9 protein-coding genes, 1 tRNA gene and 1 pseudogene are annotated in these 15,633 nt (G+C 41.5%); 2 read left to right on the top strand and 9 right to left on the bottom strand.

Features of this window, described 5'->3' with window-relative positions:
• The 4 genes and pseudogenes from KPX09_RS01745 to KPX09_RS05555 form a co-directional block, all read right to left on the bottom strand.
• A pseudogene (locus KPX09_RS01745) lies at positions 1-1,425 on the bottom strand (VirB4 family type IV secretion/conjugal transfer ATPase); the annotation flags it as partial.
• On the bottom strand, positions 1,426-1,719 hold the full coding sequence (locus KPX09_RS01740) for a type IV secretion system protein VirB3 (protein ID WP_248887015.1): 294 nt from the start codon (positions 1,717-1,719) through the stop codon (positions 1,426-1,428).
• Between the two features lie 92 nt (positions 1,720-1,811).
• On the bottom strand, positions 1,812-2,432 hold the full coding sequence (locus tag KPX09_RS01735; protein ID WP_249548679.1) for a superoxide dismutase: 621 nt from the start codon (positions 2,430-2,432) through the stop codon (positions 1,812-1,814).
• 244 nt (positions 2,433-2,676) lie between these two features.
• Entirely contained in the window at positions 2,677-2,808 is a 132-nt protein-coding gene (locus KPX09_RS05555; protein WP_275973582.1) for a hypothetical protein, read from the bottom strand.
• 76 nt (positions 2,809-2,884) lie between these two features.
• On the opposite strand from KPX09_RS05555, the gene pstA reads away from it, so the two are divergent.
• Positions 2,885-4,132 carry a phosphate ABC transporter permease PstA gene (pstA, locus tag KPX09_RS01730; RefSeq protein ID WP_249548678.1) on the top strand — a complete coding sequence of 416 codons (1,248 nt, stop codon included), beginning with the start codon at positions 2,885-2,887 and terminating at the stop codon, positions 4,130-4,132.
• A gap of 286 nt (positions 4,133-4,418) precedes the next feature.
• Here the strand turns inward: pstA and KPX09_RS01725 are convergent.
• The 5 genes from KPX09_RS01725 to KPX09_RS01705 all read right to left on the bottom strand — a co-directional run bounded on the left by KPX09_RS01725 (position 4,419) and on the right by KPX09_RS01705 (position 13,950).
• A tRNA-Arg gene (locus KPX09_RS01725) sits at positions 4,419-4,493 on the bottom strand.
• Between the two features lie 32 nt (positions 4,494-4,525).
• A complete protein-coding gene (gene lipA / locus KPX09_RS01720; RefSeq protein WP_249548677.1) occupies positions 4,526-5,413 on the bottom strand; it encodes a lipoyl synthase in 888 nt (295 codons plus the stop codon).
• 405 nt (positions 5,414-5,818) lie between these two features.
• Positions 5,819-7,267, bottom strand: coding sequence for a hypothetical protein (locus tag KPX09_RS01715; protein WP_249548676.1), 1,449 nt, complete (start codon positions 7,265-7,267; stop codon positions 5,819-5,821).
• A gap of 349 nt (positions 7,268-7,616) precedes the next feature.
• Positions 7,617-11,807, bottom strand: coding sequence for a hypothetical protein (locus KPX09_RS01710; protein ID WP_249548675.1), 4,191 nt, complete (start codon positions 11,805-11,807; stop codon positions 7,617-7,619).
• Between the two features lie 163 nt (positions 11,808-11,970).
• A complete protein-coding gene (locus tag KPX09_RS01705; protein WP_249548674.1) occupies positions 11,971-13,950 on the bottom strand; it encodes an acetyl/propionyl/methylcrotonyl-CoA carboxylase subunit alpha in 1,980 nt (659 codons plus the stop codon).
• Positions 13,951-14,374: 424 nt separating this feature from the next.
• Here KPX09_RS01705 and KPX09_RS01700 point away from each other — a divergent pair, with 424 nt between their 5' ends.
• Positions 14,375-15,349, top strand: coding sequence for an RluA family pseudouridine synthase (locus KPX09_RS01700; RefSeq protein ID WP_249548673.1), 975 nt, complete (start codon positions 14,375-14,377; stop codon positions 15,347-15,349).
• Positions 15,350-15,633: the final 284 nt, after the last annotated feature.

The following is a 15,633-nucleotide window of genomic DNA, read 5'->3' as shown; positions in this document are numbered from 1 at the left end:
AGAAAACTTCATCGCTTGAACACACAAAAAGTTCATCAATACAGTTTTTCCCGCACCAGTGGGCCCGATTATTGCTGTATGCCCGACATCACGTATGTGAAAACTAAAAAAGAACGGCGTTCCTGACGTTGTATCAAATACAGTAACCGCCTCTCCCCAGTGATTGCCAAATTTCTGGCCACTTGGATAGTTATGCTGCGACGCAAAACCTGCCATGTTAAGAGTGCTTATTACAGCTTTACGTACAACATAAGAGAAATTACCAGGCAATTGCGCCCAAAATGCCGGCTCTAGATTCACTTTTTCTCTTACAGGATATACCCCACAATTTGACAACTCTGCTTCCACTAAAGAAAGAGCATTTTCCAAATTCTTAGGAGTTTTCTCTATGCACAAGACAGTGAGATGATGATGCCCAAAAGCTATCTTACCACTCATAGCGTCATCAAGCGCTTTAGAGATCTCATAAATCTGCGATACTGCCTTATCCGATGACTGTATCATACGATTCTGCTGTATCTGCATCTTCGTAATGGCTGCCTGACGATTGGTAAACTTGAACGACTGCGTTATTATAAACTCATAAGGTAGCTGCAAAAATGCGTCTAACATCCCAGCGGAAGTCGTTTGTCCATACTCCTTAAGACTAATTAAACCAGCGTATTTCGAACCGTCATGACAGACCACCTGTACAACTTTATGACCAAAATATAACCTGTGCATGGGTAGATATTTAGAAATGTCACCAAGATCTACCGCAACATTATGTACCGCACCGCAGTTCACAATCTGAAGCAAAAACTCCATAATCTCAGAAAAATCCCCAGTTGGAGTGCTCCTAATGCCTAGCTCCCTGGGCGCATAATTACGTAAGCTAGTGACTACCCGATTGGTAACCTCTTCTAAATCCTCAAAAGCAGCTCGCATATCGTTTTTCCAACTCTCGGTCGCTGCCTTCTTGTTGATTTTTTGCAATAGATTAACGAATAGTTCCGTACTCTTTTTACTGCCCTCCCTCACAATCGTTATATAAAGATCATTCGTGAAAGATTGCTTGGTCATATGCTTATTACGCCACTGCATATTCACAGCATCTGCAAACGCACTAGAAAATTGCTTACCAGCGAAACCCTCAGAAAACGCGTTCCGCCTGCGCCTTATAATATGGAAGTATAATCCAAATGACGCAGATGACATGCTTCGCAGTGTCTGATTCCGTATCGAGTTCTGTATAGAAAGATCTTCATCATCTGCTGTCTCAAAAGCATACCCTGAAAGCTTGATTACCTTAAGTAACGAACCATCCTTCGTAACAAGAGTAGTACTGTTCCAGTGCTCTTGATACGGCAAAAAGTTCGACTGATGGTATTCCCTATTAACAATCTTGCGCTTTCTCGTCGTCGAAGACCAACCTAGCTTTAACATCTACATCACATCATAGGAATTAGAATTGTGATAAAACCGATTAAGACACTTACCGCACTTCTGCATTCTTATGATCAATAAATCCATAAATAAAGGATCCTTTGCAGACGCAATAAACCCCAACCCGTGCATGCCAGGCGCTAAAATGAACAATACCCTGAAGTCATTGCTATACATGAATATCATGATCGAAAGCATGAAATTCATAATAGCAAACGTATAACTCACACCAAACAGCATGGTGGGCCTGGTTAAACCCTTAAACAGCTGATCCGCTTTTACACTACCAGACATGACTAAACCAAAAACAGGCCCGCACAATCTTTGACAGAATCTAACAACAAAAGGTTATCAAACTTTTAATTCCTACAAACCTTATACTTAGACTACAGTACACCTGCATCTTCAAGCCTATCCAAGACAAAATCCCAGTTGAGCAAATGCTCTAGGAAAACGTCTATATATTTCTTCCTTAAGTTGAGATAATCCAAATAGTAAGCATGCTCCCAAACATCCATAGTTGCTAAAGGAAGCTGCCCCTGCGTAAGAAGAGGTGAATCGGCATTCGCCGTGCTAACAACTTTCAATGCATTAGCATCTTCATCATACACAAGCCATACCCATCCACTACCAAACTGTCCAAGACCCATAGCAGTAAAGGCATTATTAAATCCTTCCACACTACCGAAACTGCGCTCTACAATTTCTCTGAGCTTTTCCGGGGGATTTCCTCCACCATTAGGCTTCATAGATTGCCAATAGAAATCATGATTCCATATCTGCGCAGCATTATTGAATATAGCCCTACCAGAACTTCCACTATTGTGAGCCTTAACTACTATATCCTCTAAACTCTCGTTACCCAAACCTTCAAACTCAGTACCTACCACTAACTTGTTTAGAACATCAACATAAGTCTTGTGGTGACCATTATAGTGACGATCTAAGAGATGGGCGGAAATATACGGCTCCAACCCCTCATACGGCAGATCAGACAATTCAAACATTTTTTATTCTCACAGCGTAAACTACAGTCTATACCAACTATACTATTAAATTACAATAATTAAACTAAAAAATTAACTGCTTCTAACTGCCAACTGCTACCAGTTGGGTTTTCTTTCTGCACATAAAAATCAACCCATATTTTTAAGTACGATCATCATACATGTTGGGGCATCCGTAGGTAAAAACTTCTGCCAATAAAAAAGCAGAATAATACTGCAAGAAACCCTCTCGGAATGCCGCTCTTCAAAAGAATACATGCTTAACACAAAATACTTCTAATACATCATCAAGGAGCGAATTATCTGCTTTTATGTGGTTTTTTTCTACATCAAGCCTAACAAAACTCTTTCTAATGACTTTTAAAGGTTGTAGCATCTACCTAACTTTGGTAGCACTGTCAGTAAAGGTAGTCTGCAATCTCTCGTTTTTTCATTGTATTTTCGGAACATTTATGGGCAAGAATTTGGCGAGGTTGCTTAAGCAACACAGAAAAAGCATGCGTGTATTCTTCAGGAGCAAACAAGATCGATTTTTTTCTCTACTCTCTCTATCAGCGTTAGGCATTTCTGTAGGAATGTTGATGCTCGTACTTTGTAGTATTGTAAATAACGGATACAAAGCCCTTACTGCAACTAAGATCCTTCTGCACCTAGATGATACTGAAAGCATAAGAAAAGACAGTGAATACTTTAGAGAAGACTGCATAAAGCGCATACATAGCGCATTAGATAAAATCCTCAGCAGCCATGTTGATTTGAACAACCCTGAAACTAAGAGAATAGCCTATAGTATCGTTAGCGAAACAGCACACTATGAACTTGCAGACCTAATTCAAAAGAATGTACGTGTTAGCCCTGATGGATTGTGGCTAAATGCCTCTACAGAATTCCTAAGTGGTGCTAAGAATAATGAAATATCTAACGTGGTTCTCAAAACATTTGAAGATCAAGGACGAATAAAGAAAAGCTTCTTTAATAAATCTCTCTTTACCAACTCGCATTCCAAAGTGCCAGAAAATGCAGGCATATTAGGTGCGCTTATAGGCTCCTTACTGACTATAATAGTGTGTTTAGCAATCGCCATTCCTCTAGGCATTATGACAGGGATATGTATGCAAGAGCTGTTGTCAAATAACAAAGTATCATCAATAATCGAGATAAGTATTAATAACCTCTCGTCTGTACCTTCAATAATTTTCGGGGTATTGGGCTTGGTGGTATACCTAAATATATTTGGCGTGCCTAGATCCTCATCATTGGCAGGCGGCATGACTTTATCAATCATGATACTTCCGTATCTGATATTGACCACAAGGCAGGCTTTAGCAGCTGTGCCAGAGTCCGTAAAACATGCAGCTCTTTCCTTAGGAGCAACGAATATGCAAGTAATAATGCATCACTCCTTACCTATAGCCTTCCCTGCTCTGGTACAGGGTGTTTTAGTGAGCGTTGCACGGATTATCGGGGAATCTTCCCCCTTAATTATGATAGGAATGGTAGCATTTGTTATTGATCTACCTAAAACTTTCCTTGATCCAGCAAGTGTTCTGCCTGTGCAAATTTATATTTGGGCAAACAATTCTAGCGCTGAGTTCACAAAGATCTCGGCAATAGCCATACTATCCTTGCTGATGATATTACTCGTACTCAACATGATAGCTGCATTTATAAAGCGGCGCTTAGATAATTTCTCCTTTTAAGTTCCTGTTACCTGAATTAAACAGAAAATTACTTTTATGAGACCATGCACACCAGCACCGCAGTAACATTGACGCCAGAATCATCGCCTACAGCATCAACAGTGCAGCCCCTATTCAGATACCAACAGTCTCTGCTAAGCGGCGTATCTCTGCACTAAGAACTTCCAATTATGGATCGTATTATTTACGTAGCAGAACAAAAGTATTGTGTTCTGCCTAGGAAGCGTCATCCCCCAACACATGCTCTAAAAGCAATACCCAAACACTACTTTATGTAAAATGTAAGCGCACTCAGCAGGACTCGAACCTGCGACCTCTACCTCCGGAGGGTAGCGCTCTATCCTAACTGAGCTACGAGTGCATAAACATATTCTGTAGGCAACTTCTTACTAGTTAAGTAGCAACACGCATACGCGCAGTGCGTAAAGCGCGAAGCCGTAGGAAGGCATCCTCAGCATGGTACGAGGACCTAGCTAACGGACTAGATGCTACCATAGAAAAACCCTTGGCGTATGCCATACGCTTGTACTGTTCAAACTCCTCAGGGGTAACATACCGATTCACATCAATGTTGTCCTTCGTAGGTTGCAAATACTGCCCCAAGACAAGAAAGTCAACCCCCGCACACCTAAGATCATCCATAACCTGGTATACCTCTTCCTTCTGCTCACCCAGCCCTAACATTAATCCCGACTTCGTGAACACACCCTGGGTCTTATCCTTTACTTGCTGCAACAACTGCAAAGAGTTGAAATATTTAGCCCTAGGACGCACCCTTGCGTATAACCTAGGAACCGTCTCCAAGTTGTGGTTATATACATCAGGCCTTGCAGAAGCTATGATATCCACCGCACCTGGCTTACCCTGAAAATCCGGTGTTAAGATCTCTATGGTCACATTGGGGTCCCGCTTTCTTATTTCCCTAATGCACTTGGCGAAGTGACTCGCCCCACCATCTGGCAGATCATCTCTATCCACCGACGTGATTACCACGTGCTTTAACCCTAACTTGCTGATAGCTTCACCTACTCTCTCAGGCTCTCCAAGATCCAACGCTCTCGGAACCCCAGTCTTAACATTACAAAACGCACACGCCCTGGTACATACATCACCCATTATCATTATAGTGGCATGCCTCTTGTTCCAGCACTCACCTATATTAGGACATGCAGCCTCTTCACATACTGTATTGAGCCTTTGGCGTTTGACCAGATCCCTAACTTCTTCAAATACCTCGCCCCCGGGCATTTTCACCCTTAACCAGCTAGGCTTACTATTCATAAGTACCATTAACAAACTGCTGGGAGAGTAGTAAAAATTACATAATTTGTCAACATTTCACAGACATTATGAAGCAGATAATCAAGCACATATTATGGCAATACAAAGCAAATATGCTCCGCACACGTATATCTTTTTTCATCTACCACGAGACTTAAATTGCGTTTTCCATAGTGAGAAAATCTTCTTACTAACACATTTACTTGTACCGCTTTCACAGATATGCAGCACATAAGTAACAATAAGGTTTACTATCATTCATACATCATTACTCCTGTCCATAACACAACAATACATATACTCTGAGACATCTCAGGATACTCCCCATACACGCAACAGATATACTGGGGATGAATCCCCCTGTGCTCTGCCCGCCTAAAATTAAGTCTAGTCCTCAACCTTGCCTTATTGGCGCAGTATCTGCATATCTACACGTTGCTGCGTCACAGTTGCTACTGAAACTTCTGCAAGCTCACTTGATGCTTTTATCTTTACAACAGATGACTGCTCACACTTAACAACTCCCGATGTAAATGAAACCTTGGCAACCGCACACAAATCTATTGCATCATACCTCAACTCTTCAATTACACAGGTACGTTCTTCTCTCCTCTTATCGTGCTCAGTATGAACATGTGCTTGTATATGAAAACCAGGGAGCACATTATGACACTCCTGTACATGCTTCTGCTCCTTTACACCATCATCTATGACAACCCTTGTATCAGCTTTGGGAACAGCGTGTCTTGCATGCATATAAGGACCTCTAGCAATCCCCGCATCATCACTCCCAACGATTTCCATTGCTCTATTAACAACTACACGCGCTGCTTCTAATACACGGTTTGCAACTGCTTTTAGTACTTGATTTAACGCTGCTACGATCGTGTGAGCTGCAGTATCAGCTACTGAAACAGGAACATGATTTTTTCCATGTAAAGCAAGAATATGCTCCGGTAACGTGCTTCTATCATGAGGTACTTGGTAACTCATGCTCTTAGAAAGCAGGGCAGCAATGTGTATGTCAAGACCTGGCTGGTACCCCGCAAGTGTCATTATGCTCGCCTGCATGCTAGCCATGTCTTTTGCAACACCACCATGAACTAAACCTGCAATATCCATAAGAGGCTGCATAGTTCTGCTATAAAATGCGCTACGCTCCCCGGAAAAACCATCACGTTGTAGCGATAACGTAGCTGAAGCAAGAGCACTCCCCATCATTATGATGATCATCTGCTCAATGCCCATAACAGATCTAGAGCTAACCATCTGCATCCGTAACTGCAGCAGCAATGATAGTCTTTCTTGCAATACTTTTCGTAACGCAGGATCTTTTTCGTGCTCCAAAGCTGCAACAAGCTCTCTTATCTGTTCATTCAGCAATTCACTAAGGCTCTTCGCCCTTCTTCTCAGCAGTAACTTCCTGAGAATCATCATCAGCGCTTCTATCAACAGCCTCTTTTTGCGCCGTTCCTTAAATGACAAAAGCTTAGACTGACCTTGAGTAACACTCTTGGTGGTGAACCTTTCATAAAATTCACCAAAAAAATTCAATAATCTCTCAAGCAGAGGTAATTTAAGTGCAAATCCCTCACTCTCTACAGCTTGTAAATGTTCTGGAAGCCCAACATCCTGAGCCACCTGATTCTGCCCCTCAACGCTTTGGAGCTCTACACGATCAGCTTGCTCTTCCAAAGGATATTTGCGCGTAAATTCTGCAAATTCTCTGGATAGCTCGCTAACAAGTTCTTGTGCCGCTGCATCTTCCAACCTAATTTTCGCGCATTCCCTTACATCATAGCTATCATCGTTGTTAGTACACGCGTCAGTATCGTCATGTGTATCCTTATGCATATCTAGCATACCAAATTCCCGCGCATTTAGGTGATTTTAGACAAAACAAACGTTTCATTGTAAATCTTCCCAGTAAAAAATTATTATACCTGAGAACTTAATAGTTAAACTATACTATTTGAACAGAGCTTTCGCTTTACGAGTGCAACTTGCCATCAATAAGTGTTACTACGCAAATACTATATAAAATAGCGCGCATTTGAGTAGTCTAATAAAATAAATGTCTCCTTCTAACTCTTTCCACTAAAAAATCATTATACCCAAGAACCCGATAGCTCAACTATACCATTTAGAAGGAGATTTCGCTTTACGATTACAACTTGATATCACTAAATGTTATTATGGCAAATTATATAAAACAGTGCGCATTTCTTTCTGTTTTAGAGCTAGGAAACAGACAAAGCACTTCCGTAGACTGTAGAACGCTCAGCTGCTCGTCACACGCTACGTCAGCGCTGCTATTAGAAGATGCGTTGCAAGCATGAGCTCCTGTGCAATTATCCTCTTCCTGCTGAAGGAAAAATTCTAAACTTTCAGCACATACTTTTTTCTTCTTCCTCTTTTTTATGCTCTTGATTAAGTGCACCTGTGAAACTGTGCAGCATAAATCCGCTATGCAGTTGAAAAAGGTCTTCACTTCACCAACTGCTACACTTTGTTGATGAAATGATTGGCCGTATATACTATGGTCTATGGATGCAGCTAAATCGGCAATACCCTCTCCATCCAATTGCACTACAACTTCTCCCAAAGCTATCATATATAGGACAAATTCTTTCGGAAATAGGCTCCCCCAGAAACACTCTAAAAACTCTTGAGCAAGTTCCGTATCCATGAAAAAATCATACACTTGTCCCAATCCAGCAGAATTCAAAACTATATCTGCACTCTTTGAGTAGTAGTCAACGCGTGCAGCCAAACTGCCACCCGTACACTTTATTGCATTATATACTAAAATTGAAAGAAGAATGCTCTTAGGACTCTGGAAGTACTCCAAAAACTCTACCACTTCCTCACGGACTTTGTCACCTAGAGAAATTACACCTAGATTCAAGCCCACCATACTACTGGCTTTTTCAGCCATAGAAGAGGCATGTTCCAATAGTGAAAAGTCTTTGCACATGATGTTACAGAATCTTCTATAACTCATTGTTCTGTGGCGCGCTCTTCCCTTATCTATTGTGTCTAAGATACAGCAAGCATCCCTGATATAAGGACGAAAGTTACTTCTAAGGTCACATAAGACAACCTCTCTGCTAACTCTTTTCCCTTCTAATAACAAATGTTTATATTCCAGTAAGGTTAAAGCGCAATCCATTAGCGCAATAGCGCAACTTTTCTCTATTTTCGTGTCATGGAACAAAATCTCCCATTCCTCAACTGCTCCTGAAACATCTCTTTCGGCTATTACCGCAAGAGCCCAGTTTACAGCCGCAATTTTTTCATTAATCTCCTTAAGAGTAACTTCCTCCCCCACCGTAGCATGAGCTCTACTCAGAAACTCCTTAGTACACTTGCGAGAGCTTATGCTTTCTACCTTGATTAGTTCACGATTTGCGACTAAGGAAGTCTGCATGTTAACGGCTGTAACAATGTCGTATACAGCCCTTCTTTCGTTGTAAGAATTGAAAATAGTAGGTGTTTTAGGAGTATTAACAGAAACCTGCAAGTGCTCCTGATAATTGTTCAGCAAAAAGAAAAACTCCTTTCTGAGATCAATATAATTTGAGCAGAAAATAGTGCTCTGTGGCAGGCTCACACGCTTCTGAAATGCCTCTAACAATAGTGAAACGTCTTCCTTCCCCCCGTATACAGAGCGTACAAAACCCTGGCATATCCCCTGGGGCAGATTCCTTAGATTCCCATCGTGCTCTCTATAAACTTCTGATATGAGCGTAAAAATATTGCTTGCTGGTGCTCTTACTTCGTTCTGGTAAGTACTGTCACAAATTTCATTATGCCCATGATGCTCAAAAACAACAGAATCGCCTCCTGTAATATTTTCGACAATGCACATTGAATCGCTTCCAAGGCCTAAAAGCTCAGGAACAGATTTCTCAAGAGAATCGACTCCATACAAGTTGAAGTTATTGTCCTGTCCTACATGAAACAGCCGGTCAACTAGCAAAAATAAAGAATGCCTCAATCCATAAATTCTCAAGTGAGAACATGCATCTACAAATTGTTTACAAATGTGACTGCAAAGACCGTAGAACTTACCAAATGCAAATCTCGTAATACGAGACACCAAGCCGAACAGTAAGATGAAATCAACTGTTCTGATTACTAACCCAATAAACTGTACTGCGAAATATATGGTTTTATCTACTATAGTATCCAGGATTAGTACAGCTACTATGCTGTCAAACATAGCCCTTAGAACATATGCACACCCGTATGTAGCAATGCCCGGAATGATTCCAAAATGAGCCAGTAACCTACCTACTACACCTACTAGAACACATGCTAACCCCACCAACACCAATAATACATACCAAATAACACGGTATTTCTTTAGGTAGTAAAGTAGCCTTTCTTGAGCTCCCGAGATGTTATGATGTACTCTAAAGGCCTTATGAAGCATTTCTGCGTCATACGCGCCTGTAACGTTCCTATGATCTCCTTCCTTGAGATAAAGAGCATTAGCTATTCCAGAGGAGAACTCCGTATGCGGAATGAGTGAACCTTTAGCGTATAACCTATCCCCAATACTTTTTCCCTTATAGCTCGAATAAGTCCTATATCTCCCGGGATTCAATAATGAAAGCCACCAGGAATGAAAGGGTATGTACTGCGATACCTCGTGCGCACGTATTACAAAACCTAAGAACGCACTGTACTCAATATCGCGAATCCACTCATGCTGACGATTCTTTACGCCTGTGCGCAAAATCTCAAAGACTCTGTCGGTGGTAACGCCGTCAACAAAAAGTTCGTCTACCAGCTGTGATACCTGTACATCACCTGCACACTGCAATCCGTGTAAAATATCACACAACTGATGAGACTCAATTTTACTGAGTAGTTGCCTATTTCTGGCGCTATCATTGCTAGTCCATGTACCATGTTCATCTACTGTAAAAATGGCTTCTAAGTTTCTTTCGTTGAGCAGGCTTTCTTCCCATTCATCAAGGTGCTGCCCTGCTGTGCTACACATAATTTTTGCAGTAACATCATCAAGAGACCTATAAACTCCCGTGCTAAGTTCTTGGCAAATCGAGAGGTACATGGATACAAATCTATGTACCTTATGCGACAGCTCTTTAATCTCACTCCTTGTAACTCTAACGACAGCATCACGATCAACAATCTGGTTTGTCGCAAGAAAGTCGTATATGGCCAGCAGTTGGCTTATATCACCACTAACTTCCTTGCAGGTTTCATTGAGAAAAAATTGCAAATCTGCTGCAGTTAATTTTCCCACATGCTCCGATAGAAAAATGCTTTCTGCAGCCACCATCGCACTGATACATCTAAAGTACTGCTGCGCTTGCAGTACTCCATGATCGTCATTAAACCTTTGAAAAAAAGCCGGATCATCTATAAGACTCCTGAAGCTCTCTAAGTGGGCAATTGCACCTAAAACTTTCTCCGTATTAGCATCTGTCACATGAGGATTATCATCATCAATCCTTCCAACACCACCACCGTTTGCACCTCTTGCGTCATAAGAGACTCTCTTCATATTATTCACAACACAGTCAAGTTGTCGTGAACGAAGCCTTTTCTCCACATGAGACCTGATGTTAATATCACTCATAATCTCGCGTATCGCCACCATAAAGTCACAAGCAGCTATCTTGAAACTTTCTGGTCTCGTAGAATACTGTCCACGGTTAGAGAGTGCACTCAGCAAATTGCTAATACAGCATATTGCACCCTCAACATATGTAGGATGCCCCTCACTAGAATTGCAAAATTCCTGTAGCCGCTCCAATCGCATTTTTGCAGCTTCAAATAGGATACTGTCTTCGGCATTTTCTGAGACATTTCCCAACATATAGCTCATGTCTGGTTCTGAAAGGCTAAATGAGCTCTCAAGAATATTGGGATTAGGAAAGCATAGAGGGACAACCTTACTTGCCAATATATTACAGGGCAACCTACCAGGATGAAGGTCTCCAATATAATTAATCAGCTGTTGGAATCTTCCAGCTCCTGAACGCATATCATGCACAAACGTGCTCCGCGAGTGCTTATACAGGTTCTCCGCATAACCTTCAAACAAATTAGTAAGTTCAAGCAACATGTACGTTGCAAGACGCGTACTATATTCATCTTCGTTGCAGGCATATCTCATAGGATTACGCATGCGATATATAAGACGAACTAAGTCTGATTTCTTGATTTTGACAACATACTCTCCTGAATCATTTTTCAACACCGCACAGGGTAATACTGAAAGGAGAGAAAATACTCTAGGATCATGCGAACAAACTACAGTAAAACGAAAAAAACTCTCTTCTATCTCACCTTTTATAATGTTCCCTATAATACCAGAAAGATAGGCTTTGGTCTTTCCAATCCTAAAATTCCGCATTAGTACCCCTGGTCTCAGATACACAAACAAAAATCAGAGGAGCAATTAGTCTTTTTTGCAAGACAGCCTAAGCGCCACAACCCTCAACAGAGCTAACTATACAACGTATAATTAACACATAGCAAAGAATGTTGGTTGTTCCCCTATACTCAACAATAGATTGCTAACTCGCAACAAACTTCAATATAATTTCCCCATCAGCAACACTGCTCCCCGGCGATAGAAGTACTTCTTCTACTTCCGCCTCTACTTCTGAGCATATCAAATTTTCCATCTTCATAGCTTCTATGACAAGGACAGGCTGACCTACGCTTACCTTATCTCCCTTCTTCACGTATATATCAACAATCATACCCGCAATAGGAGATACTATAGCATCACGCAATACTCCACCCTCTTGAGGCTCAGGCATGAACTCCAGAAACTGACCTACGTTCTCTTCGCAAACCGTACATACAGCACAAACTGCCATATACCTCAGATGATACCTGCTGGAACTCCTCTTAACTTTTATGCAGTATGAATTACCATCTATGCTGACGTCCAACATTTTGTAATTGCCGCGCCATGCCCCAGATAACACAACATACCCGTCCTGACCATCTAAAGCAGCAAAGATCCTTCCATCCGCACGACGTGCATTCAACAAGTACTTAAGCTCTCCCACTCGGGCACATACCTTCCCATCTATGCTCCAGTGCTCACCATACCGCCTGGTTTCATCTTCCAAGTATATATACAACAATGCAAATGCAAAAATCTCACCTATTTCGGGAGTGAGCTCATCACCCTCAAAACCTGATTTATAAAACTGCGCAATAAACCCAGTACTAATATCTCCTGCAACGAAAGCTGGCTTGCAAAAAACTGATAATAAAAAATCTATGTTATTGACAACACCTTCTACATAAAAACTACAAAGGGACTTCTTCATAACCTCTATAGCCCCTACTCTAGTCTCAGCATAGGAGGAAACCTTAGCTATCATAGGATCATAAAACATGCTGACAACAGAACCCTCTGTCACCCCACTGTCTATCCTGAGGTTAACGCTAACAGGAGGCTCATGATAATGTGATATTCTACCACTCGAAGGCAAAAAGCCTTTTCTAGGGTCTTCTGCATAAACCCGCGCCTCGATGGCCGCACCTACAAAACGCACGTCCTCTTGAGAAAATGAAAGAGTCTTGCCATCGGCAACATGTATCATCTCAGCTACAAGGTCTATCCCGGTAACCAGCTCAGTTACCGGATGTTCAACTTGTAACCTAGTGTTCATTTCCAGAAAATAAAACTCTCTCTTAGCATTGACAATAAATTCTACGGTACCCGCAGAGAAATAGCCTACCTTTTCTGCTAAACTCACGCACTGCGCATACATTGCACGTCTAGTCTTCTCATCCAAAAATGGGCTAGGAGTTTCTTCGATAACCTTCTGATTATTACGCTGTATTGAGCATTCCCTCTCTCCAAGACACACCACATTGCCGTACTTATCAGCAATTATCTGAATCTCTATATGCCTAGGAGACTCTATATACTTTTCAATGAAGATCCTGCAATCACTAAAGCTTTTCTCAGCTTCATTTGTGGCAGATACAAAAGCCTGCTCCATTTCCGCTACAGACCGGACAATACGCATGCCCTTGCCACCACCACCAGCAGCAGCTTTTATCATTACCGGAAAACCCATTGACTCAGCTATACGTAAGGCTTCCGCTGCGCTCTCTACAACCCCCATATATCCAGGAACAACAGCTACACCTGCATCCTTAGCTATCTTTTTAGATACAACCTTATCAGCCATCATCCTCATAGAAACAGAAGAAGGACCTATAAAGCCTATACCACATTCAGACAACCTATCAGGAAACTCGGCATTCTCAGAAAGGAACCCATATCCGGGATGAACCGAGTCAGCCCCTGTAGTCACTGCAACATTACAAATTTTATCTATATCCAAGTAACTTTGACTCGCAGGACTTGGGCCAATGTACACAGCTTCATCAACACATCTCGTGTGCAACGCCCCCATATCGGCATCTGAGTACACTCCAATACACTTTATCCCCATCTTATGAGCAGTGCGCGCTATCCTACACGCAATCTCCCCCCTGTTAGCAATTAGTATCTTTTTTATCATGCAGCCAAACAGATAAATTCAAACTAAAAGCTGCCATAATCTACCGGCAGCAAATATAACGCCAGATTCTACATTCGTGCTATCACACTGCAAACAATATTTTTAACTATAGCACCACAGATATAAATAATCAGACTATACTACATTAGTAACAAAGTTTAGAAAATTATATAAAACACACCCACCACTGCTTACATTATCGCAAGGACACCTATCCCTTGAATTTCTCCCTCTAAAACAAAAAATTCACGTATCGCCATCACTCCAAACGTTTATAACATTAAAATGCTTGACTTGCACAACATCAGCGCGCAAACCTCGCATATATTGATCTAGTTCAACGTACACCGCTATAAACAACAGATAACAGAAACACCAATTTGCAAATCAAGACTCAAAACAGAAAACACACAGGAGATACAACATGGCACATGTGCATACCATACTCATAGAACATTATAACACGAAAAAACGGCTTGATGTTCTAATTTCTGTTTCCCTTGATATCTCCCGAAACAAAGCGCAGTGTATTATAATCAATGGAGGCGTCACGCTCTTTGGTACACCCGTACTTAGTAACAGTCATCTCACAAAGATGGGTGATTTATATACGGTTACGGTCCCAGATATTCCGCAAAGTACATCCATAGCCCCTAATCATGATATCCCGCTGCACATAATCTACGAAGATGAACACATAATAGTAATAGACAAAGCCCCCAATATAGCTGTACACCCCGGTCATGGCACAAAAAACGATACCCTAGCACATGCTCTGCTTGCACACTGTGGTAACTCTTTATGCGCTGTTGGCAACAGCCAGAGACCGGGTATCATCCACAGATTGGACAAAGATACCAGTGGACTAATGGTAATAGCGAAAACAGAAAAAGCTTATCTAGTATTATCTCAAGCACTTGAAGAAAAAAAATTCAGGAAAGAATACCTAGCTCTAATATGGGGTGTGCCCACCACAAAACACTGCTTTATACAGACCAATTTAGATGTCAAAAGATCAGACAAAACTATGATGGAAGTTACCCTCTCTAGGGGAAAACACGCAAATACGGAATACATCATTGAAAAGACCTTCTGCAATGTAGCAAGTCTAGCAAGATGTATATTACACACAGGAAGAACACACCAAATCAGGGTACACATGAGCCATATAGGTCACTCTGTTGTGGGTGACCAAAAATACGGAAAAAACAATAAGAAGAGCCTCAGATGCGGCATACCAGAAGTCAGTAATTTTAAACGACAAGCTCTACATGCGTGTCTATTGGGCTTCCATCATCCTTGTACTGGGGAATACTTGCGCTTCAACTCAAATCCTGCAAAAGACATACAGGAACTCATCTCGATTCTAGAGAAAGCAACTACCACAGCCTCTACTTAGAACGTATATCCTAGCAAAACATCCCCATGGGCCTACCCCAAAAAAGAAGAATATACTAACCCCATAAAAACAAACCACAGATCATCTGAAGCTGTACTACCCCTGTAATGCCTGACGCACAAACCACCACAACAATATAGAAATGGGAAATCATGAGCGTTTCACTGGGAAGCAGAATTATAGAACTCACGCAACACAGATGCTGGAACACCTTTTAAATAAGCCAAGCATTACTAGCTATCCGCATTGGAAGACAACAAGGCAATATCCTATACAGTCTGATG

This window comes from Anaplasma phagocytophilum (assembly GCF_023476575.1).
Lineage (GTDB): Bacteria > Pseudomonadota > Alphaproteobacteria > Rickettsiales > Anaplasmataceae > Anaplasma > Anaplasma phagocytophilum_A.
Note: the sequence above shows the minus strand (reverse complement) of the source record. Positions and strands in the feature narration are given on the sequence as shown.